Annotated in this window: 20 protein-coding genes; 11 read left to right on the forward strand and 9 right to left on the reverse strand. The window is 66.3% G+C overall.

What is annotated here, in order from left to right; all coding sequences use genetic code 11:
- Positions 1–140: 140 nt before the first annotated feature.
- The 3 genes from O3I_RS13585 to O3I_RS13595 all read left to right on the forward strand — a co-directional run bounded on the left by O3I_RS13585 (position 141) and on the right by O3I_RS13595 (position 2,845).
- Complete coding sequence (locus O3I_RS13585) at positions 141–1,307, forward strand: EstA family serine hydrolase (protein ID WP_014983498.1); 1,167 nt, start codon at positions 141–143, stop codon at positions 1,305–1,307.
- A gap of 194 nt (positions 1,308–1,501) precedes the next feature.
- On the forward strand, positions 1,502–1,960 hold the full coding sequence (locus tag O3I_RS13590; protein WP_014983499.1) for an SRPBCC family protein: 459 nt from the start codon (positions 1,502–1,504) through the stop codon (positions 1,958–1,960).
- Between the two features lie 498 nt (positions 1,961–2,458).
- The gene (locus tag O3I_RS13595) at positions 2,459–2,845 is read left to right on the forward strand and encodes a hypothetical protein (RefSeq protein ID WP_014983500.1); all 387 of its coding nucleotides are present in this window, start codon (positions 2,459–2,461) and stop codon (positions 2,843–2,845) included.
- 346 nt (positions 2,846–3,191) lie between these two features.
- Here the strand turns inward: O3I_RS13595 and O3I_RS13600 are convergent, their stop codons facing one another.
- From O3I_RS13600 to O3I_RS13615, 4 genes are all read right to left on the reverse strand, one after another.
- Positions 3,192–3,830, reverse strand: coding sequence for a TetR/AcrR family transcriptional regulator (locus O3I_RS13600; protein ID WP_014983501.1), 639 nt, complete (start codon positions 3,828–3,830; stop codon positions 3,192–3,194).
- Between the two features lie 37 nt (positions 3,831–3,867).
- On the reverse strand, positions 3,868–4,809 hold the full coding sequence (locus O3I_RS13605) for a quinone oxidoreductase family protein (protein WP_014983502.1): 942 nt from the start codon (positions 4,807–4,809) through the stop codon (positions 3,868–3,870).
- A gap of 271 nt (positions 4,810–5,080) precedes the next feature.
- Positions 5,081–6,442 carry a flavin monoamine oxidase family protein gene (locus tag O3I_RS13610; RefSeq protein ID WP_014983503.1) on the reverse strand — a complete coding sequence of 454 codons (1,362 nt, stop codon included), beginning with the start codon at positions 6,440–6,442 and terminating at the stop codon, positions 5,081–5,083.
- A gap of 101 nt (positions 6,443–6,543) precedes the next feature.
- Complete coding sequence (locus O3I_RS13615) at positions 6,544–7,914, reverse strand: flavin monoamine oxidase family protein (RefSeq protein ID WP_014983504.1); 1,371 nt, start codon at positions 7,912–7,914, stop codon at positions 6,544–6,546.
- Positions 7,915–7,978: 64 nt separating this feature from the next.
- Here O3I_RS13615 and O3I_RS13620 point away from each other — a divergent pair, with 64 nt between their 5' ends.
- Positions 7,979–8,581, forward strand: a complete 603-nt coding sequence (locus O3I_RS13620) for a TetR/AcrR family transcriptional regulator (RefSeq protein ID WP_014983505.1) — start codon at positions 7,979–7,981, stop codon at positions 8,579–8,581.
- An 86-nt stretch (positions 8,582–8,667) separates the two neighbouring features.
- Here the strand turns inward: O3I_RS13620 and O3I_RS13625 are convergent, their stop codons facing one another.
- Together O3I_RS13625 and O3I_RS13630 are read right to left on the reverse strand one after the other, a co-directional pair.
- Positions 8,668–9,189: a hypothetical protein gene (locus O3I_RS13625; protein WP_141692298.1), complete on the reverse strand. Its 522-nt coding sequence runs from the start codon at positions 9,187–9,189 to the stop codon at positions 8,668–8,670.
- Between the two features lie 184 nt (positions 9,190–9,373).
- Positions 9,374–9,841 (reverse strand): hypothetical protein, encoded by a 468-nt coding sequence (locus O3I_RS13630; RefSeq protein WP_014983507.1) that lies wholly within the window; start codon positions 9,839–9,841, stop codon positions 9,374–9,376.
- 300 nt (positions 9,842–10,141) lie between these two features.
- On the opposite strand from O3I_RS13630, the gene O3I_RS13635 reads away from it, so the two are divergent.
- The 5 genes from O3I_RS13635 to O3I_RS13655 all read left to right on the forward strand — a co-directional run bounded on the left by O3I_RS13635 (position 10,142) and on the right by O3I_RS13655 (position 13,073).
- On the forward strand, positions 10,142–10,357 hold the full coding sequence (locus O3I_RS13635; RefSeq protein WP_014983508.1) for a hypothetical protein: 216 nt from the start codon (positions 10,142–10,144) through the stop codon (positions 10,355–10,357).
- A 236-nt stretch (positions 10,358–10,593) separates the two neighbouring features.
- Positions 10,594–10,881 (forward strand): hypothetical protein, encoded by a 288-nt coding sequence (locus O3I_RS13640; protein WP_014983509.1) that lies wholly within the window; start codon positions 10,594–10,596, stop codon positions 10,879–10,881.
- Positions 10,878–12,275, forward strand: coding sequence for a hypothetical protein (locus tag O3I_RS46285; protein ID WP_014983510.1), 1,398 nt, complete (start codon positions 10,878–10,880; stop codon positions 12,273–12,275). Before O3I_RS13640 ends, O3I_RS46285 begins: the two co-directional genes overlap by 4 nt.
- Positions 12,262–12,813: a hypothetical protein gene (locus O3I_RS13650; protein WP_014983511.1), complete on the forward strand. Its 552-nt coding sequence runs from the start codon at positions 12,262–12,264 to the stop codon at positions 12,811–12,813. Before O3I_RS46285 ends, O3I_RS13650 begins: the two co-directional genes overlap by 14 nt.
- 20 nt (positions 12,814–12,833) lie before the next feature.
- A complete protein-coding gene (locus tag O3I_RS13655) occupies positions 12,834–13,073 on the forward strand; it encodes a hypothetical protein (RefSeq protein ID WP_041562596.1) in 240 nt (79 codons plus the stop codon).
- 8 nt (positions 13,074–13,081) lie between these two features.
- Here the strand turns inward: O3I_RS13655 and O3I_RS13660 are convergent, their stop codons facing one another.
- Entirely contained in the window at positions 13,082–14,026 is a 945-nt protein-coding gene (locus O3I_RS13660) for an alpha/beta hydrolase family protein (protein WP_014983513.1), read from the reverse strand.
- 131 nt (positions 14,027–14,157) lie between these two features.
- Here O3I_RS13660 and O3I_RS13665 point away from each other — a divergent pair, with 131 nt between their 5' ends.
- Positions 14,158–14,745, forward strand: coding sequence for a TetR/AcrR family transcriptional regulator (locus tag O3I_RS13665; RefSeq protein ID WP_014983514.1), 588 nt, complete (start codon positions 14,158–14,160; stop codon positions 14,743–14,745).
- A 24-nt stretch (positions 14,746–14,769) separates the two neighbouring features.
- On the opposite strand, the gene O3I_RS42610 is transcribed toward O3I_RS13665, so the two are convergent.
- Positions 14,770–15,267: a hypothetical protein gene (locus O3I_RS42610; protein WP_014983515.1), complete on the reverse strand. Its 498-nt coding sequence runs from the start codon at positions 15,265–15,267 to the stop codon at positions 14,770–14,772.
- A gap of 324 nt (positions 15,268–15,591) precedes the next feature.
- Here O3I_RS42610 and O3I_RS13675 point away from each other — a divergent pair, with 324 nt between their 5' ends.
- Positions 15,592–16,827, forward strand: coding sequence for a sodium/proton-translocating pyrophosphatase (locus O3I_RS13675; RefSeq protein WP_141692299.1), 1,236 nt, complete (start codon positions 15,592–15,594; stop codon positions 16,825–16,827).
- A 61-nt stretch (positions 16,828–16,888) separates the two neighbouring features.
- On the opposite strand, the gene O3I_RS13680 is transcribed toward O3I_RS13675, so the two are convergent.
- Positions 16,889–17,164, reverse strand: a complete 276-nt coding sequence (locus O3I_RS13680) for a hypothetical protein (protein ID WP_141692300.1) — start codon at positions 17,162–17,164, stop codon at positions 16,889–16,891.
- Positions 17,165–17,369: the final 205 nt, after the last annotated feature.

Below are 17,369 nucleotides of genomic sequence, written 5' to 3' on the forward strand. Positions count from 1 at the left end.
AGACGATAGACAGGGCCCGCCGCCGAGCTCGTCGCCGTAAGGGGGGCGACATCTCTCACACCATTAGTGACCAATGGTCACTAATGGGCTAATGTGAGTCGTGGCGGCGGATCGGCCGTCACGCGACATCGGGAGACACGATGAAAAAAGCACTCGAGGAGGCGGCTGGCATCCAAGGCACGGTCGCGCCGGGATTCGAGGCTGTGCGCGAGCAGTTCGCCGCACTGCTGGCCGCGGAGGGTAGCGAACTGGACGCCCAATTGGCCGCCTACCACCGCGGAGAGAAGGTGGTCGACCTATGGGCGGGGCCGGATACGAACGCCGAATCGATCATGGGGATCTACTCGGCGAGCAAGGGGGTCACCCACCTGGTGGTGGCGCTGCTGGTTCAGGACGGCGTGGTGGACCTGGATCAGAAGGTGAGCCACTATTGGCCGCAGTTCGCGGTCGAGGGCAAGCGGGACCTCCTGGTACGCGAACTGCTCGCCCACCAGGCCGGTCTGGTGGGTGCCGCGCACGGGTTCACGATGGAGGAACTCGCCGACGACCGACTCGTGGCCGAACGACTCGGCACGCAGCGCCCGTTCTGGCGACCGGGCCGGGCAACCGGGTACCACGCGCTGGTGATGGCCGCGCTGAGCGGAGAACTCGTGTGCCGCGCCACCGGCCGCACCGTCCAGGAACACTTCGCCGAACGACTCCAGGCTCCGCTGAAGCTCGACCTGCACCTGGGCCTGCCCGCGGATCAGGACGGCCGATTCCTCAGTGCGCAACCGATGACGGCGACCCCGGAACGCCTGCGGGAGCTTGCCGCGACCGCGACCTCCCCGGACAGTCTCAGCGGCATCGCCTTCAACCGTCACCATCCGCGCAACCGGGAGGTGTGGGAACTGCCCAATCTTGCGGTCGTCCGCTCCCGCGGGCCGGCCTCGTTCGGAGGCATCGGCACCGCCCGCAGCCTGGCCAAGCTGTATTCGGCGCTCGTGTCGCCGGTCGACGGCGTCGACCCGCTGCTCGAACCCGCCACCGCGTCGGCGTTCGGCCAGATCCAGGCCAACGGCTTCGACTTGGTCCTGCGGCAGCCCAAGGCCTGGGCGGTCGGATTCCACGCGTCGTCGGAGATCTACCCGGTTCTCGGCGCCGGCGCGTTCGGCCACAGCGGTGCCGGTGGACAACAGGCGTTGGTCGACCCACGCCACGAGCTGTCCTACGCCTTCCTGCGCCGCCGCTTCCTGGTGCCCAACCAGGCCGACGCCGACCATCTGCGACTGCTGGGTGCGCTGGTCACTGCTGCGCGGCGGGCCTGATCACCAGTGCGGACCGCCGCCATCTCCCGGCAGATCGACGAGCTGAGCACGATCCCGCCGGGGCGAGCAAGTTCTGCTTGTCGGCTCGTCGGGATCTCGGCCGGGCGAGAAACGCGTGCACCGGGAGGTGCGAAACATGTTGTCGTGCACTGGGAAAAGGGCATGTGGACAGCTCCAGGCTAAGCTCGGATCTCGTGGTCGAAAAACTGGAAATCTCTCGTGCCATCGCTGCTTCGCCCGACGCGGTTTATGCGGCCGTCGCGGATGTGACCCGCATGGGTGAGTGGTCACAGGAGTGCTACGCCTGCGAGTGGCATGAGGGCTTCGACGGCCCGGTCGTCGGCGCAACTTTCGAAGGTCACAACCGCAACGGTGAGCGCGAGTGGACCACTCAGGGCAAAGTCGTCGAGGCCGACCCCGGCCGAGCGTTCACCTTTGAATGCTCGATGCGCGACTTCCACTACGCGACTTGGGGTTACCGCATCGAAGGCACGCCGACGGGTTGCCGGGTGACCGAGTGGACCGAGGACCTGCGGCCACCGGAGGGCTTGGAGTTCAGTAAGAAGATCTCCGGTGTGCAGGACCGGACAGCGCGTAACCGGGAGACCATCAGCGGCACCCTCGAGCGCCTCGCGGCCGCCCTGGAGAACTGACTCGAATCCGGTTCTCGCTGTTCGGAGTCTGTTCCTGATGCCGGTCGGTTGGTCGACGTCACCATCCGCTCGTCGGCATGATCGGGCGTTGGGAAGTGCTGCCAGCCAATTGGTTTGGACGAAGGCCTAACGCGCGCCCAGCGGCAATATTGTGCCTTCGGTCGACGCGAGAGGTCTGCGGCCATTGATCTTCCATACCGGGCGCCAGCGAGTTCGAAGCGCGGGTCGCGGCAGAACAGCACGCTAAGCACAGGCACCCGCGCCCGATTTCGAGCCGCGGCGAGCAGCGGGACCGGGACGACTGCGTCTTCGAGCCAGGATGCTTGTCGCATCGGACCTCGATCTGGCGGCACCACAACGTCGGTAAGGCTCAACCACGAAACGGCCGGCCGCCGATGCCCGCACAATCCGGGCCGGACTCTCCCCGCGTCGCACACCAGTTCGCCTTGCTGAGAAGATGTCTGGTGTCGGGATCGCCTCGGGAGAAGGGACATACCAATGCGACGAACAGCTTTTATCGCGTCGGCGCTGGTGCTCGTCACCTGCGGTCTGACCGCGGTTGCCGGTACTGCGGGAGCGGTAGACGACAAGGCGACCTGCGCCGCCTTCAACGAGGCCTGGACGGGTTTGAACAACCGGCTCGGAGCACTCGACGGTCCGGCCTCGTTCTCCGTACTGCGGCAGATCTACCTCGACACCGCCAGCGACCTCCGCGTGGTGGCGGACGCCGCAGATCCGGGCGCGCTCAAAGACGCGCTCAATACTGCTGCGGCACAGCTGAGTCGGCTTGAGACCGCGACAAACCTCGACGACTTCGACAGGGTGATGGGCGATCCCGCTCTCACCGCTGCCTTGGACGAGGCCGGCACGCCCTGCGGTCTCTGATCTCGCTCTGCGGCGCGACCGGCCCGCCGTCGCCGCCCGTCTCGTGAGTGCACGTCGCGTATCGAGTTTCATCGCCGATCGAGACGGCTCGGAGTCGACAGTCGAACAATACCGAGTTGTCCGGTTCGGTCAGCGCGCCATGCGGCAATATAGGACGGTTGCGGAAGTCCCGCCGATTCTTCTCGCGCAGCGTCGTCGGCGAGGGCAGCTGCGATGTCTTCGACGGCTGCCGCCTACAACATTGCCGAATTATGTTGTATTCCAACACTTTTCGATTTCGAACTGCAGGCCGTGCCGTAGATCGATGCAAGGGGTCGGTCAGGAACAATGAAGGTGGTGCTCTCGTCTACACCCCGGGACGCCGCATCGCCGCGACATGCGGTGCACTCACTCGGTCGGCGTGCTCGCAGTGGCTGTCCGCGACCATGCCTATTCCGGACAGCGTGCTGCTCACGACGTCCCGGACGAACGCCTGCCCGGGTTCGCGATGGCCGAACAGTGCGCGGAAGACGATGGGTGCGGCGAACAGGTCCAGGAGCAGATCGATGTCGAGTCCGGGGCGGATCTCACCGCGGGCCTCGGCCTTGCGTAGTGATACGACGCACGCTTCCCGGCGAGGTTCCCAGAAAACGGCGAGGAAGTCTTTGCGCAATTCCGGGTCGTCGGCGAGGTCGGCGATCAACGCCGGAAGCACGCGACCGAAGACCGGGTCGGCCATCCCGACGCGGAGCGCTTCGAGGTGGCCGACGAGATCGCAATAGGTGCACCCGGTGTCGATCTTCACGACTCCGGTGCGCTGTTCGGCCAGGGTCGCAACCACCAAGTGTTTCTGGCTTTTCCACCGTCGGCGGATGGCGGGTTTGGTGGTGCCCGCGCGCGCAGCGATGGCCTCCATGGTCAACGCCGAGTAGCCGACCTCCCGCAGGAGTGCGGCCACCGCAGCCAGCACTGCCCGGTCGATCCGCTCGTCGCGTTGGCGTGCCATCGAATTCTCCTACCCGCAGCCTCGAAAGGGGCCGATTCTATCCCGGGAGCAGAACGACCTTGCCGAACGACTTTCCGTGCTCTACCCGCTGAAGTGCGGCGGCGGCGTCGCCGAGTGGGAAGCTCTGGTCCAGCACCGGGGACAGTCGACCATCGGCAACTAGCGCGACGACCCGATCCCAGGACTGCTTGCGATCTTCGGGTGCCACCGAGATCAGGCTGAACGCGTGCAGGGTCGGTGACTTATGGAAGTTACCGAGCAGCGGCGCGAACAGTTCGGGTCCCGGGACGCCACCGGCACCTCCGCACAGGACGTAGCGTCCGTTGGGACGCAGCAGTTCCAGGTATTCGCCCACCTGCGGGCCGGCCACTGTGTCCACGACGACGTCGTAGGTGTCCTCGGGCGGGCCGGATCGGGTGCGGTCGACGATCTTCGTGGCTCCGAGCGTTCGCAAGCGTTCTCCCCACTCCGCGGCGGAAGTCACCGCGGTGACCTCAGCGCCGCGGGCGTGGGCGATCTGGGTGGCGAGCACACCGATCCCGCCGCTCGCACCACGGACGAGCACCCGTTCACCGGCGGCTACCTCGGCTCGGTGCAGTGCGCCCTCGGCGACCAGTGCGTTCAGGCCCAACGCGACCATCTCGACCGGATCGGCATCGTCCGGCGCGGGCAGCAGGCGGTCGGCGTCGACAGCAAGCTGCTCGGCATAACCGCCGAAGTCCGGTTGCGCCAGCACTCGCTTCCCGACGAGCCCTTCCGGCACGGCCGAACCTGTTGTCCGCACACGCCCGACAACCTCGAGACCGAGCACCGAACCGGCACCGAGGAAGTGCTCGTTGTCGTCGCGCAGCGTCAGGACGTCCACGTAACCCACGCCCATCGCTTCGGCATCGACCAAGACCTGCCCCGGACCAGGAGTCGGTTCCGGCACGTCGGTCACGGTGAGTTCCTGCGATGCCTCGACGATCACCGCTCTCATGCTGAGCCCCTTTCATTATTACGTTCCAATACGGATCGGAACGTTATCGTCAGGGAAGTTCATCCGTCAACGGCAGTGGTCCGCCGGTGGTGATCGCCGGATGGGGAAACCAGTTGCTGCACATGACCCGCTCAGCACGCAGGTGTGGTCTGCTGCTGCCAGCGGCCGTTGCCGGCTTCCTCTTGAGATCGGGTGTGGCCTTGATCCAGTTGCGGGACCATGAAGGGCTCAGCCGCCGAGCGGGCCTGTCCGTTCGCCGTGCTCGGTTTCGTTATCGCCGGGTGAGCTGGTCTCGGTGTGCGAGGGAATCGAGGACCTCGTGGGCTACCCGGTGGCCGGATTCGAGGGCACCGTCGAGGTAGCCCGGGTGGTCGGCCGCGGTTTCGGTACCGCCCCAATGGATGTCGCCGACCGGTGTGCACGGCATTGTCGAGTCGGTGCTGCCCAGTTCGGGAAGCGCGGTGTAGCCACCGCCGACGTTGTCGTCGAGATGCCAGGCTTTCTCGTGCCAGCTCACCGGTTGGAGTATCTCGGTGCCCAGCAAGGAGACCAGGGGGCCGAGGACGGTTTCGCGCCGGGAGGCGGCGTCGAGATGGTCGAGTGTGCGGGCGTGCGGACCGCCCACCAGCATGCACAGGTGGCCGGGGCCAGCGGGCGGACTGGTGTCGAACACGGCGATTCCGGGCGCGTCCAGGACGATGATCTCGGTGTTCTTGCTCCGGTCGCGCCAGAACGGCGTCGGGAACACGGCGATCGCTTTGTAGACCGACCCCATGTAGGTGCGAGCGGCGATCGCGCTCCGCTCGGGCGGCAGAGGCGGTTGGAAGTCGATGCGGTTCAGCAACGGTGGCGGCACTGTCACAACGACTTTGGTGGTGTTGATCGATCCGGCGGTCGTAGTGAGGGTGACGCCGTCGGCGCCTTCGATGATCGAGGTGACCCGGTGCCCGTGCCGGACACGGTCACCGAGTTCGCCGGCCAGGCCGTCGACCAGGGTGCCGACGCCTTCGACCAGCAGGCTCTCCTGCGCACCGCCGATGGTCGAGAGCATGTTCCGTAGTCCACCCTGCAGGCGGATCATCCTCATCATCGCCCGCACCGACAAGCGGTCCAGGTCGGCGCACCACGACGTCATGGCGGCCACTTCCAGCAGTCGCCGTGGTGTGCGCCCGGGCGCCTTGGCCAACCAGTCCGCGACGGTCGTGGAGTCCCACCGCCGGGGTGGATGGATGTGCGACAACGCTGCCAAACCGAGCAGCAGAACTGCGGCCGCGAGCATGGACGGCGCGGCCAACGGCACCCGGCGGGCACCGTCGAGGATGGTCGGCCGCTGGGTGGTGTGCATGCGGAACTGGGTGGCACCCAGTTCCGCGGCCAACGCGGCAATGCGGGGATGGTCGTGGCCGATCCATTGCCCGCCCAGGTCCACGCGTGATCCCAGCGTGGTGGTTTCACTCATCGCGCGGCCGCCGCAACGGTCGGCGGCCTCGAGCACGAGCACGTCGACACCCGCCCGGTGCAGAGTGCGGGCCGCTGTCAGTCCCGACAGCCCGGCACCGACCACAGCCACGGTCGCGGTGGCCGCCTTCGAGCCCGAGGTAGGCCCGGTCTGCGTAGCGTCATTGCTGCTCATATTTGCCTTTCCGGGCGAAACCCGCCCTGTCCGAAGCTGATTCGGTTGTGGTGTCGCTGCGCCGTGCGGACTGTCGGTGCGGGCGATGGAATCCGTGATGGCTATCGGTCCGCCGCAGCGGTCGTTCGGGCGCGGTCGATCTCTTCGGCGGCGCGGTGGCCGGACTCGGCGGCGCCGTCGATGTAGCCGGGCCAAACGGTGGCGGTTTCGGTGCCGGCCCAGTGCAGCGGGCCGATCGGCCGGCGCAGCGCGGGCCCGAACCGGGTCAGGGTGCCGGGGGTGGTGAACGCGCCATAACAGCCACGGCTGTATTCCTCTTCGGCCCAGTCCTTTTCGATGTAGTCGAGGGGTTTGCGGGCGCGCGGGCCGAAGTATCCGGCCAGGTCCTCGAGCACCACCATGCGCCGCTGGGCCGGACTCAGTCGGGCGCCGGCGTCGGCGTGGCGGCCCTCGAGAAAACCGACGAGCACGCCAGGACCACCGGCGAACGGGGTGTTGTCGAAGACGGTGCCCAGGGCTCGCCGATCGCTGTTGGCCTGTCCGGACCAGCCTTCGGCCCGCCAGAACGGTTCGTCGTAGACGACGTTGACCTTGATCACCCGGCCCATCGGCATGCGCTGTACGAGTTGGTCGCGGTCCCCGGGCAGGCCCGGCGTGAACCGGATCCGGGCGGCCAGTGGCGGCGGTACCGCGATCACGGCGCGGCGCGCACGCACCGTCCCGCCGTCGGTACGGACTCGCACTCCGATTCCGTCCCAATCGATTTCGGTGACCGGACGGTTGCGGACGATCCGTTCCCCGAGCTCGCGAGCAATGGCCAGCGCAATGGTTTGGGTGCCGCCCACGACCCGGTCCTGCTGGGCGCCGCCGACGACGTTGATCAGCGCGTCGAGCCCGCCGGCGGCGCCGATGTAGAAGTTCGCCCACAGCGCCGACATGTCTTCCGGCCCAGCGGAGAACACGGCTTCGGTGATCAATCGGAAGAAGGCTCGCCCGTCGGTGGTGCGGGCGTGGTCGCGCAGCCACGTGTCGAAGGTCTGCGCGTCCAGGGACTCCGCCCGCTCGTACTCCCACGGCTCGGTCCGGGCGACTTTGCGCGCCAACCGGTCCAGGCGAAACTGCGTCTGGGCGATATCGAGCAACGTCAGCGGATTGACCCGCGGAATGCGACCGGTGTATTCCGAGCGAGAGCTGCCCAGCTCGGCGATGTGACGCCCAGCGGTGTGCGTGGGATAGGTCCGCAGACCCAACTCACCGATCAACGCCATTACCTGATGCTGCGTCGGGCCGACCCACTGGCCACCGACCTCGATCGGCGAGCCACCGGGCAGTTCTGCGTTGAGCACGCGGCCGCCCACCCGCTCGCGCGCCTCGAGGACCAGCACCTCGTGTCCGCCGCGCATCAGGTCCCGGGCAGCGACGAGGCCCGCGATACCGGCACCGACGATCACCACATCCACCGATTTGTCCATCCGGACAGCTCCGATCCATGCATCGCGTATCTGTCATACACGCTGTATGTGCTAAACATAGCGTATGGAGTCGTTGCGGGACAAGCATGTCGAGAACACCCGGCAAACGCTGCTCGAGACCGGGGCTCGCCTGTTCGCCGAACGGGAGTACGCCGATCTGTCGGCAGAGGAGCTGGTGCGTGCCGCCGGCCTGACCCGCGGCGCGCTCTATCACCACTTCGACGGCAAGAAGGGGCTGTTCGAGGCGGTCCTCGACGAACTCGAACAGCAAGCGGCACAACGAATCCGAGCCGCGATCGACTCGTCGGCCGATCCCTCGGAAGGCGTCGACCGTGCGATGGAAGCCTTTCTCGACATCTGCACCGAACCCGCGTATCGCCACATCGTGCTGCTGCAGGGCCCTATCGCGCTGGGCTGGCGACGCTGGCGCGAAATCGACCAGCACCACCTCAACGGACTCGTCGTGACCGCCGCCCAAAACCTGCTTGCTGCCGGGCGGATACAGCCACACCCGCCCGAACTACTGGCCCGCGCTTTCTACGGCGCCCTCACTGAAATGTCGCTCGCCATTGCCGAATCCGACGATTCAGCCCTGAGCCGTACTCGAGCGGTAGAGCTGGCCCGGGCCATGCTCGGCGGGCTGATCACCGGCACCACCCCGCACTGAAACCTGCACGAAAACGAGACCATGGCTCTCGAGCAGGGTGATCTGTGCGGCCGACGTCGAGCGGTGCCGTCACCTCGACCGTCCGGCTATTCAGGTCTTCCTGGCCAGCTGTAGTCGTATGTCAGGGAGAACGTGCGGGTGATCCAGTCGCCGGTCGATTCGCCCGGCGCGGGGTTGGTGGCCGTGGTGATGATCTCTGCCCTGGTCGCGGCCACCGCCGCCGAGCAGTCCTGTGCGGTCAGCAGTTCCCCGTCGCGCAGGGTCAGGTCGTAGACCTGCTCGTATATCCAGGCCGGTGAAAATCCCATGTTCAGATATGGGCGGTTCGGGATGACGTCGGTCCCGATGAGCAGGCGCCCGGTGAAGGTCACTGGAATATCCAGCCCTCGGTAGTGGCAACTCGAGCCGTTGCCGTCCTGCTCTGGTGGTACGCCATGCAGGCGAGTCGGTTCATCCTCGGTTCTGATGTGAAGGTCCCGCAAGACCAACCGCTGCTCGACGATGGCGTAGGAGCAGATATATCCGCGGTAGCAGCCGGTATGGAGCCACTTCGGTTCGAGACCGTGCGCGCCCGGGTCGAACAATCCCGTACCGTCGATCGCGGTCACCGAGAACGAATCCCCTTGGAACAGAACCGAATCGGGGAACTGCGCTGTCATAGTGAAACTCTAGATAAGATTTCCGGTGTGCGCCATAAAACCTGAGCCCGAGGCTGAGTCCGTTATCGCGACTGGGTGTCGAACCGGCGCTCCCGGCGGCGAGCTATCGGACCGACCTGCAGCCGACCCGACATCAGCGCCCTTTCGGAGGCAAAGTCTGCGCGACTTCCATTCGGTCGCGATCGAAGGTCGTCGTCAGGGCCGCACTGTCCTTCCATTCGGTGATGCTGATCGTGTCGTTGTCCGGGAAGTACACGCGCACTGGGCAATTCCCTTCGATGCGCTCCCATACCAGGGTTTGCCTGCTGAACAAGCCATCGTGTTCGCGCAACAGCACGCGACAGCACGGCTCGAAACCGTCCGAGAAGGACTGGGCGACAAGCTCGTAGCGCCCGTCCGGACTCACCTCGACGGCTTTGACGGTGCCGAGGCGGCTGCCGGCCGCGGAGGACAAGGCGATCGAGGTCGGCCATGAGATCAACGCCACCAGTACCAGGACGGCGCCGATCGTCAGCCGCAACCACTGCCTGCCCGGGAACAACCGCAAGGCGAAGTTGCTGTAGAGCCCCCACCCCAGTGTCCAGCAGAGTGGCAGGGTCATGACGAACACTATTGTGGGAACACTGTCGACGCGATAGAACCGGGGAGGTGAGACAGCTACGGACCACGCCGCCACTCCTGCCGCGAAGAGTGCGACGACAGCAAGCGCCCACCCGATCTGTCGTAGCCGAAACGCCCGATCGGTCTCGCGTGGTTCCACGGCCTGGTCTTCGGTTACCTTGACGTTCAACGCAATTCCTGCTCGCTCGAGGCGTGCCCGACCCTCCCGATCGAACACGCAGTCAGCATAGCCGCGGACGAGCGGCAGATTCTGGATGTTTCGGCCGTAAGGTGAGGCCGCATGGAGCCGGATAGCGAACTGGAGGACCTACGGTCGGTGCTCTCCTGCGTTTTCGAGAAGCTCGGTGCCGAGAGCCTCACCGAACCCGACCGGGTCGAATTGGTGGCGCGCGCCGAGGTGGTGCAAGACCAGATCGACGCGATCCAGTACCCCGTCAGCGACGAAGAGCGCGTAAGCATGGGGGATACACACACCCGTGCCGGAGACTTCGGCTGATCCATTGTTCTGATCGAGTTCGACGACCGCGCCGCACGTCAGCGGTGCTACGGGACTTCCGAGGTGTCGGGCAATTCGGCGCATGGTGTGGAACTGGTTGCGCCAGTGCACTTTCGGCCGAAACCGTAGGTGGCTTTCGATAGCGGACAGACGCACGGCCCCCGGAACCGGGGGCAAGATCGAAAACCTGTCGAGCGATAGCATTGGCGGCATTTCAGGGATAGGTGGCGCGGGCTGTGGGCGGGTTCGAGGTCGAAATCGGTCAGTTGCGGACGGCGGGCAACGCGGCGGGCTCCGCGGCGAATCAAGCCCGGGAAGTGAGCCCCGGTACCGGGTTGGCGGCGATCGCGACTGCCTTGCCAGGCGGGGACGCGGCTAAGCGTGCGCCCACTCTGGCATCCACGTTCAACGATCGCGCGAAGGGCTGGGCCGAGGAGATCGGCCGGTGGAACGAATCGGTGCAGGCGGCGGTGAAGCTGTACACCGAGAACGAGGCAGAGGCCGAAAGGGCATTCCGACGATGAGTGTCGGCTACGGCGACGTCCGCAAATGGGACGCCACGGCCCTCGATACCGCGGCCACCAATCTGCGCGGGCGGCGGGACATACTCATCGGGCTCCAGGACGAACTCGACGATGCCAGGCGATTGCCGAGCTGGTACGGGCCTGCGAGCGAACGCGCACGCGATTCGCTCGGCGATACCCGCAACAACGCCGAGATCCTGATCGCCGAATTGTCCGCGGTGGAGCGTGCGCTGCACAACGCGTCGGATGACGTGTCCGCCTTGAAGACCCGGGTCGCCAACAATGACGCGCTCGCCGACTCCTACCTGTTCGGCATCACCGCCGACGGCGCGATCGTGGACAACAAACCACCCGACCCGGCGCCGAGGTCGCGCGTCGAGGCCGAAGATCGGGCCGAGGCTCGGCGGCACCGCGAAACCATCAGGCAGCAGTTGGTGCGGGAAACCAAGTCGATCCTCACCACCGCGAAGAATATCGACGCTGCCATTGCCCTGGTGCTGCAGCTCGCACAGGACCGCAAGGTCAGTGACCACGGCGCGACCACGCTGGCAGGTGCGCAGAAGGGTGGAGAACTCGACGCCGAAGTGGCCGAGATGGAGCAGGCGCTGCGCGATGCCGGGCTGCTGACCGGGCCACCCGTGTCCGGCTATTACCGGCAATGGCTCGAAAACGCGGTGCGCCGGGGTGTTTCGATCGACACGATCAAACAGATCGTCGCCGACCACCACATCACCCCGGCGGACTTCGAGATCCTGGAAAGACTGCAGGAAATCCGGGAGGACGAGGACGGTGACGGTATCTTCAAGTCTTATTTCCTGTTACCGACCGATATCAGCGCGGCCGACGCCGCGAAGGCCGTGCGGATGACCTACATCTTGAACGCGGGCACCGACTACGGCACCGAAGGCGAGAAAACCGATTTCGAGCCGACTCCGTACGGATCCGACGAAGTGCGCCGAATCACCGACCGGCAACGCCAGAACTCTTGGAGCTATGACGAAGACGTGGCATTCGTGCACAACAACGGCGGTCGGTTGGCGACCACGCCGAACGGCATGATGATGGGCTTGGGCGGGAACGTCGTCCAGGACCGGTTCAGCACGAACGCGGGCACGACCTGGGGCGATACCTTCATGGTCGATATCGATGACCCCCAGGATCCGGCACAGCAGATTCGCGAGATGGCGAGCTCGGGTCACGCCTGGTTCGAGGGCGACAACGGTCCGTACCGTGGACGGCTGGACCTGGACCGGCTGTTGCACCACGAGGAGCGGCACTCCCAGCAGTGGGCGCGCGAGGGGCACACCGGCTTCGTCGCCTCCTATATATGGGAGCAGGTCACCGGCGGTGACGAGACCGAGAAAGACGCAGGACTGTCCGATGGCGGGTACTAGCCGGCCGCGTGTCGCCTGCGCCGTGCTGCTCATGGCGGCGGCCACCGCGGCATGCGACACCAGGGCGCAGTACGCGCCGTCACTGCCGCCGGCCGCCGGGTTCCGCGTGGACGACGGCGTGCTGAGACTGTGGACGGGCACGCCGTGCGCCGACGTCACGGCCATGACCCTGACCTTCGACTCCGGCACGGGAAAGAGCACCGCGCAGGTGTGGACCGCGCCGCGACCCGGCGTCCTCGTAGAGCACATGGACCTGCTGAGCTCCGCCGGGCGGCCGGCCCCGGACACCGGCCCACTGCAGGTTCGCACACCGCTGCCCGCCGACTACGACTGGACCGAGGCGGGCTCGGCGCACTTCGCTGTCGACGGGCCGCCGTCCTACGGGGCCAGGGTCGATATCCCGCAACTGCTGCGCGAGTCGGCCCAGCACCCCTCCGCGAGTTACCTTTTCGGCGACCGCGGCTGGATGGACACCGCGGCGGTCCAGCGCGAGAATCGGAAATCGTTCCTGACCGTCTGCACGCCCGACCCGGAGTGACGCCAACCCGCGGAGCGAACATGGAGAGAACGACCCGCTTGCGGACCGTGCTGCGCCGCGTCGTGCTGGGCGCGTTCGCCTGCACCGTCGCGGCCATCGCGGTGCTCGTCGGCGAAGTGGTGCTCAGCGTCACCGGAGTGCTCTTCGATCCGCATGGCTACGGGATGTTCGGGGGCATTCTGTTCGCGGCGGTCCTGACGCCGATCGCATTGCTGCTCTGGTTGCTGTACGTGGTGATGCGCGGCGCGAACAGTGATTGACGGACCGGCTATTTGTTGTCGATGCGGCCGATCGGGGCGGTGGCTCGGGTGAGGTCGGACTGGATCTCGTGCCACGCGGTGGCGTCGAGGGCCAGGGCGTCGCGCAGGTAGGCCCAGGCGGCCCTGCGGACCAGGGCGACGCGGTCGGGGTTCTCGTCGGTGGTGTCGGCGGCGTGGTAACCGTGGATACCGCCCAGCATGTGTTCGCCGCCGAAGAGCGTGAGCAGGCTTCGGGTGCCGGGGCTGTCGGTGTACACGTCGGTGAACCAGTCGGGGCCGCGGGTCGAGAGCGCGGATTGGTCGTGGTCGCCCGCGATGACCAAGGTGGGTGTACGCAGCTGGTCGAAGTCGGGGCTCATGAAGGGGAAGTGCTCGGCGGCGAACGGCGACAGGTCGGCGCCGCCGCGTCCGGTAGTGGCAAGCAGCACACCGGCTTTCACGCGTCGGTCGGTCAGGTCTGGGCCGGGCGTCCCGTCCGCGCCGATCACGCGGGCGCCCAAGAGCATGCCGACGGTCTGGCCACCCCACGAGTGCCCGGCGACGGCGATCCGCTCGGGATCGATGCGCGCGCCGAGCCCCGGCACCGCGGCGAGGACGCGGTCGAGTTCGTCGAGCACGCGCCGCACATCCTGTACCCGGATCTCCCAGATGTGCTGGTAGCGTGCGTCTTCCGGGGTGAGGCCGAGCGTGCGGGAATCGAGGAAGGTGGGCTGGACGACCACGAATCCGTGGGACGCCCAGAAGTCCACCAGCGGGTCGTAGGAGGACATCGACTTGCCGTAGCCGTGCGCGAGGAGGAGGACCGGGAGGCCGGTACCCGTGCTGGGCGCGCTGATCCGCAGTTGGAGATCGTCGCCGCGTTCCGGTGCGGGCAGGACGACCGGCTTCACGCTGATGATCGGCGTGCTCAGGGCGGGGACGGCAGTGGTGGTGACCGAGGCTGGAGCGGGCATTGGGGGTTCCCTTCGAACGTATTGAGCGGCGTGTCCCGTGGCAGCCGATAGACTGGCGAAGCGGAGCACTGTTCCGAATATACGGAGCAATGTTCCGCTTTACAACCACTGTCCTGAGAGAGGTGCGTCGCGTGAGTGCTGGCGAAGAGACATTGCCGCCCGAGACCCCGGCGAAACGAGCGGATGCACGGCGCAACGAGCGGGCGCTGCTGGACGCCGCGGCCGCGGTGTTCGTCGCCGACGGGGTGAACGCGCCGGTGCGCCGGATCGCGGCCGCGGCCGGTGTCGGCATGGGCACGATCTACCGGCATTTCCCCACTCGTGCGGACTTGGTCGCCGCCGTCTATCGGCACCAGGTCGACGCGTGCGCCGAGGCCGGGCCCGCGTTGCTCGCGAGCGCCTCCTCGCCGTTCGAGGCGCTGCGTCGATGGGTGGACTTGTTCGTGGACTTCCTGGTGACCAAGCACGGACTCGCCGCGGCACTGCGCAACGATCCCGACAGTTTCACCGCCCTGCACGCGTTGTTCCTGGACCGGCTCGTCCCGGTGTTCAGTGAAATGCTCTGTGCGGCACAGGGTATGGGTGAGGTAACGGCCGACGTGAGCGCCTATCAGCTGTTGCGTGCGATCGGGGACATCTGCGCGGGCGCGGAGCGAGAAGATCCGAATTACGACGCGCGCATCACCATCGGGCTGCTGCTCGACGGATGTAGGCGGTGAACGCTGCCGGTGTGTGCTTGGGGCTCAGGCGGATTCGTCCAGCAGGTGGGTGTGCCAGACCGCCGCGGCCTGTTGATGGGAATCGACGCCCGCGTAGAACGAGTCTGCCAGATCGCTGTAGTCGGGATCGGTAAAACCTTGGGTATCAATGAATTTCGGTCGGTACACGGCGAACTTGCCGGTGGGTGACTGGGGCCGGTACGGCACGGCCATGCGCAGGGATCGTGCTCGCGGGGTGTACTCGACGGCATCGATGATCAGGGCGTCGGTGCGTCCGCGCGGCAGGTGCAGGAAGGCGTCGACGATCAATACCGCGCGCACCCAGTTCGGCCGCCCGGTCTGTAATCGCTCGGCGCCGATGTGGGCCGCCTCGGCGGCGTCGTCGGAGTGCAGGCGCTCCAAACCTTCTGTTCCGTCGGTAGCCGCGTAACCGAGCAGCGGAGTGAGCATATCGCCGTCGGAAACACTCCAGATACCGTGCGCCGCATAGAAACCGGCACTCTTGGCAATCGCGTACACCATTGGCAGACAATATCCGGAACTACGCCGATCGGAGTGCGAAACGGCCCCGCTCTCGTGTCTCAATCTCCGCGCACTAGGAGTCTGAGACACGGTGCGCCACAAGACATCCGATGTCTCCCGATGCTTGACGTGTGCGGCAAGCAATCCCCGCTGCTGGCCAGGCAAGTCGACATTACCGATGCATCAACGGTCGGGTGAATAACCAGCACTACAACTTTCGACTACTTGACACCGAAGACGTTGGCGGACACCGTATAAACCGCACACCCTGATGCCCCCGGAATCCTGGTACCGTACCCGCCCAACGCCCACTATCGTTGCCTCATGCCGATCTCTGTGCGCGCTGGGGTGGCGCACTTCGCCGCCCGGACGCACGTAGCTTGGATGGGGTTCTTCGTCGTCGCCGTGCTCGGTGTGTTCGGGCCGTTGGTGGTGTATACGAAAGCTTGCTTCGCTCTGGAATGTCGAGAAGCCATGGCGCCGTTCGCGCTCGGGGTGACGTGGGTCGGCGTCGGCATTTCGTTGCTGGTCGCCGGAATCATGCTCTACGTCGACGGGCGCGACGGCGGGCCGTGGCTCGGCTGGGCGGGCATCGCGCTGATCGGTGTCCTCGTGTCGACCGTTCTGGGCTGGGGCGCCCAGCATGTGACCATGGACGACCGGCCGGTGTTGTCGCACGAGTCGCGCGATATCAGGACCGTGCTCGGCGCCATGCCGGGGGTCGAGCGGGTCGGCACCGAGGTCGGCCGGACCTTCGCCACGCTGGTCGTGCTGACCGCCGCCGCGACGGCCGAGCAGGCCGAAGCCGTGGTCGCGGCCTTCCGAAACCAAGTGCACCGACCCGACTTCGACCGCTGGGAATTCGATCTGGAAGTCCATCGTGGTGACAGCGCGAGCTCGGTCAAGGTGGGCAAGAGCGGATTGGACGCAGCGTCGCCCATCATCGCGCGGTGGCTCGCGCTGCGCGACGCTTTTCCGGAGGACGAGGTGACGTGGACCTCGCGCACCTGGCGGTATTACGAGTACGGGTCCAGTGACAGCTCGAAGAACGCCGATGACGGGATCGGCGAGATCGCTGTGCGGTTGCGGCCCACCGCGGGTGCCGATGCGGTCGGCGCGGCGTATCGAACAGTGCGGCAGGAGTTCCCCGACCTCGAAGCCGCGCGGTGGTCGATCCGGACCGCCGCGACACGTGGTGCAGCGCTGGTCATGCTCAACCGATATCCCACCGAGGACGAGCTGGCGCTGTGGAATCGGTTGCACAACAACCTGTTGCCACCCCACGCGCTCGTGTTGCACTCCGTGGAGGGGATCACCGTGCAGCCCCATTCGGACATCCGGGAGAACGGAAAAGTGCTCGCCGAACATCACCTCGCGACCATCGAGCAGTCGGGCCTCCGCATCCGATACGCCGTGGCCGATCTCATCGGTGACGACTCGTACTTCAAGTACTCGACCAGATATCGGCTGCTACAAATCACCGTCGGCGCCTGCACCGCTCGAGGCAACATCCCCGGCCCGATAGAGCGCCCCCTCGTGCTCCGCTACGAGAAGTGCTGAGCAATAACACCGTTGGACAAGTGATCCCCGGGTAATGGTGGTGGCGGCTACTCGCTGGGGTTCAAGGGGTCGATGCAACAGGGTTGTCGGGGTTGGACAGTAGTTGGTCGAGGATGTGGGCGGGGGTGTACGCGGGCTGGCCGAGGCGGGGCCAGTCCAGGGTGCCGAGGGATTGCGACGCCGCGCCGGCGACCGTCTCGTTGACTTGGACTTCGGCGATCTCTTCGCCCGCCGTGCCGCCGAACAACGAGGTCTGTGGCCGCGGTCGAAACGCCGGCCAGTTCGGTCGATTGGGTTGCTGATCCGAGGGGCTCGTCGCATAGCTGGTCACCGTCACGCGGTTGCTCGATTCGGCTGCCGCAGTGCAGCCGGCGGTCGAGGGTGGGGTCGGAATGAAGCTGGGGAGCCGCTTCCCCGAGGTGGTTCGGGTCACACCATTTCTGTTGGCGGGCCGGAATTGGCTGGTCGGAAGGGGTCTGTCGGGGTAGTGGAGACGGTCCCGCTGCGGACGGGCCCCGGGAAAGACGGCGAATCGTTACGGT

The organism is Nocardia brasiliensis ATCC 700358, from assembly GCF_000250675.2.
GTDB lineage: Bacteria > Actinomycetota > Actinomycetes > Mycobacteriales > Mycobacteriaceae > Nocardia > Nocardia brasiliensis_B.

Excerpts from the sequence above, each read along its gene's own strand:
- O3I_RS13585 (WP_014983498.1), top strand. The coding sequence starts at position 141 with ATGAAAAAAGCACTCGAGGAGGCGGCTGGCATCCAAGGCACGGTCGCG.
- O3I_RS13595 (WP_014983500.1), top strand. The coding sequence starts at position 2,459 with ATGCGACGAACAGCTTTTATCGCGTCGGCGCTGGTGCTCGTCACCTGC.
- O3I_RS13600 (WP_014983501.1), bottom strand. The coding sequence starts at position 3,830 with ATGGCACGCCAACGCGACGAGCGGATCGACCGGGCAGTGCTGGCTGCG.
- O3I_RS13605 (WP_014983502.1), bottom strand. The coding sequence starts at position 4,809 with ATGAGAGCGGTGATCGTCGAGGCATCGCAGGAACTCACCGTGACCGAC.
- O3I_RS13610 (WP_014983503.1), bottom strand. The coding sequence starts at position 6,442 with ATGAGCAGCAATGACGCTACGCAGACCGGGCCTACCTCGGGCTCGAAG.
- O3I_RS13615 (WP_014983504.1), bottom strand. The coding sequence starts at position 7,914 with ATGGACAAATCGGTGGATGTGGTGATCGTCGGTGCCGGTATCGCGGGC.
- O3I_RS13620 (WP_014983505.1), top strand. The coding sequence starts at position 7,979 with ATGGAGTCGTTGCGGGACAAGCATGTCGAGAACACCCGGCAAACGCTG.
- O3I_RS13630 (WP_014983507.1), bottom strand. The coding sequence starts at position 9,841 with ATGACCCTGCCACTCTGCTGGACACTGGGGTGGGGGCTCTACAGCAAC.
- O3I_RS13635 (WP_014983508.1), top strand. The coding sequence starts at position 10,142 with ATGGAGCCGGATAGCGAACTGGAGGACCTACGGTCGGTGCTCTCCTGC.
- O3I_RS46285 (WP_014983510.1), top strand. The coding sequence starts at position 10,878 with ATGAGTGTCGGCTACGGCGACGTCCGCAAATGGGACGCCACGGCCCTC.
- O3I_RS13650 (WP_014983511.1), top strand. The coding sequence starts at position 12,262 with ATGGCGGGTACTAGCCGGCCGCGTGTCGCCTGCGCCGTGCTGCTCATG.
- O3I_RS13655 (WP_041562596.1), top strand. The coding sequence starts at position 12,834 with ATGGAGAGAACGACCCGCTTGCGGACCGTGCTGCGCCGCGTCGTGCTG.
- O3I_RS13660 (WP_014983513.1), bottom strand. The coding sequence starts at position 14,026 with ATGCCCGCTCCAGCCTCGGTCACCACCACTGCCGTCCCCGCCCTGAGC.
- O3I_RS42610 (WP_014983515.1), bottom strand. The coding sequence starts at position 15,267 with ATGGTGTACGCGATTGCCAAGAGTGCCGGTTTCTATGCGGCGCACGGT.
- O3I_RS13675 (WP_141692299.1), top strand. The coding sequence starts at position 15,592 with ATGCCGATCTCTGTGCGCGCTGGGGTGGCGCACTTCGCCGCCCGGACG.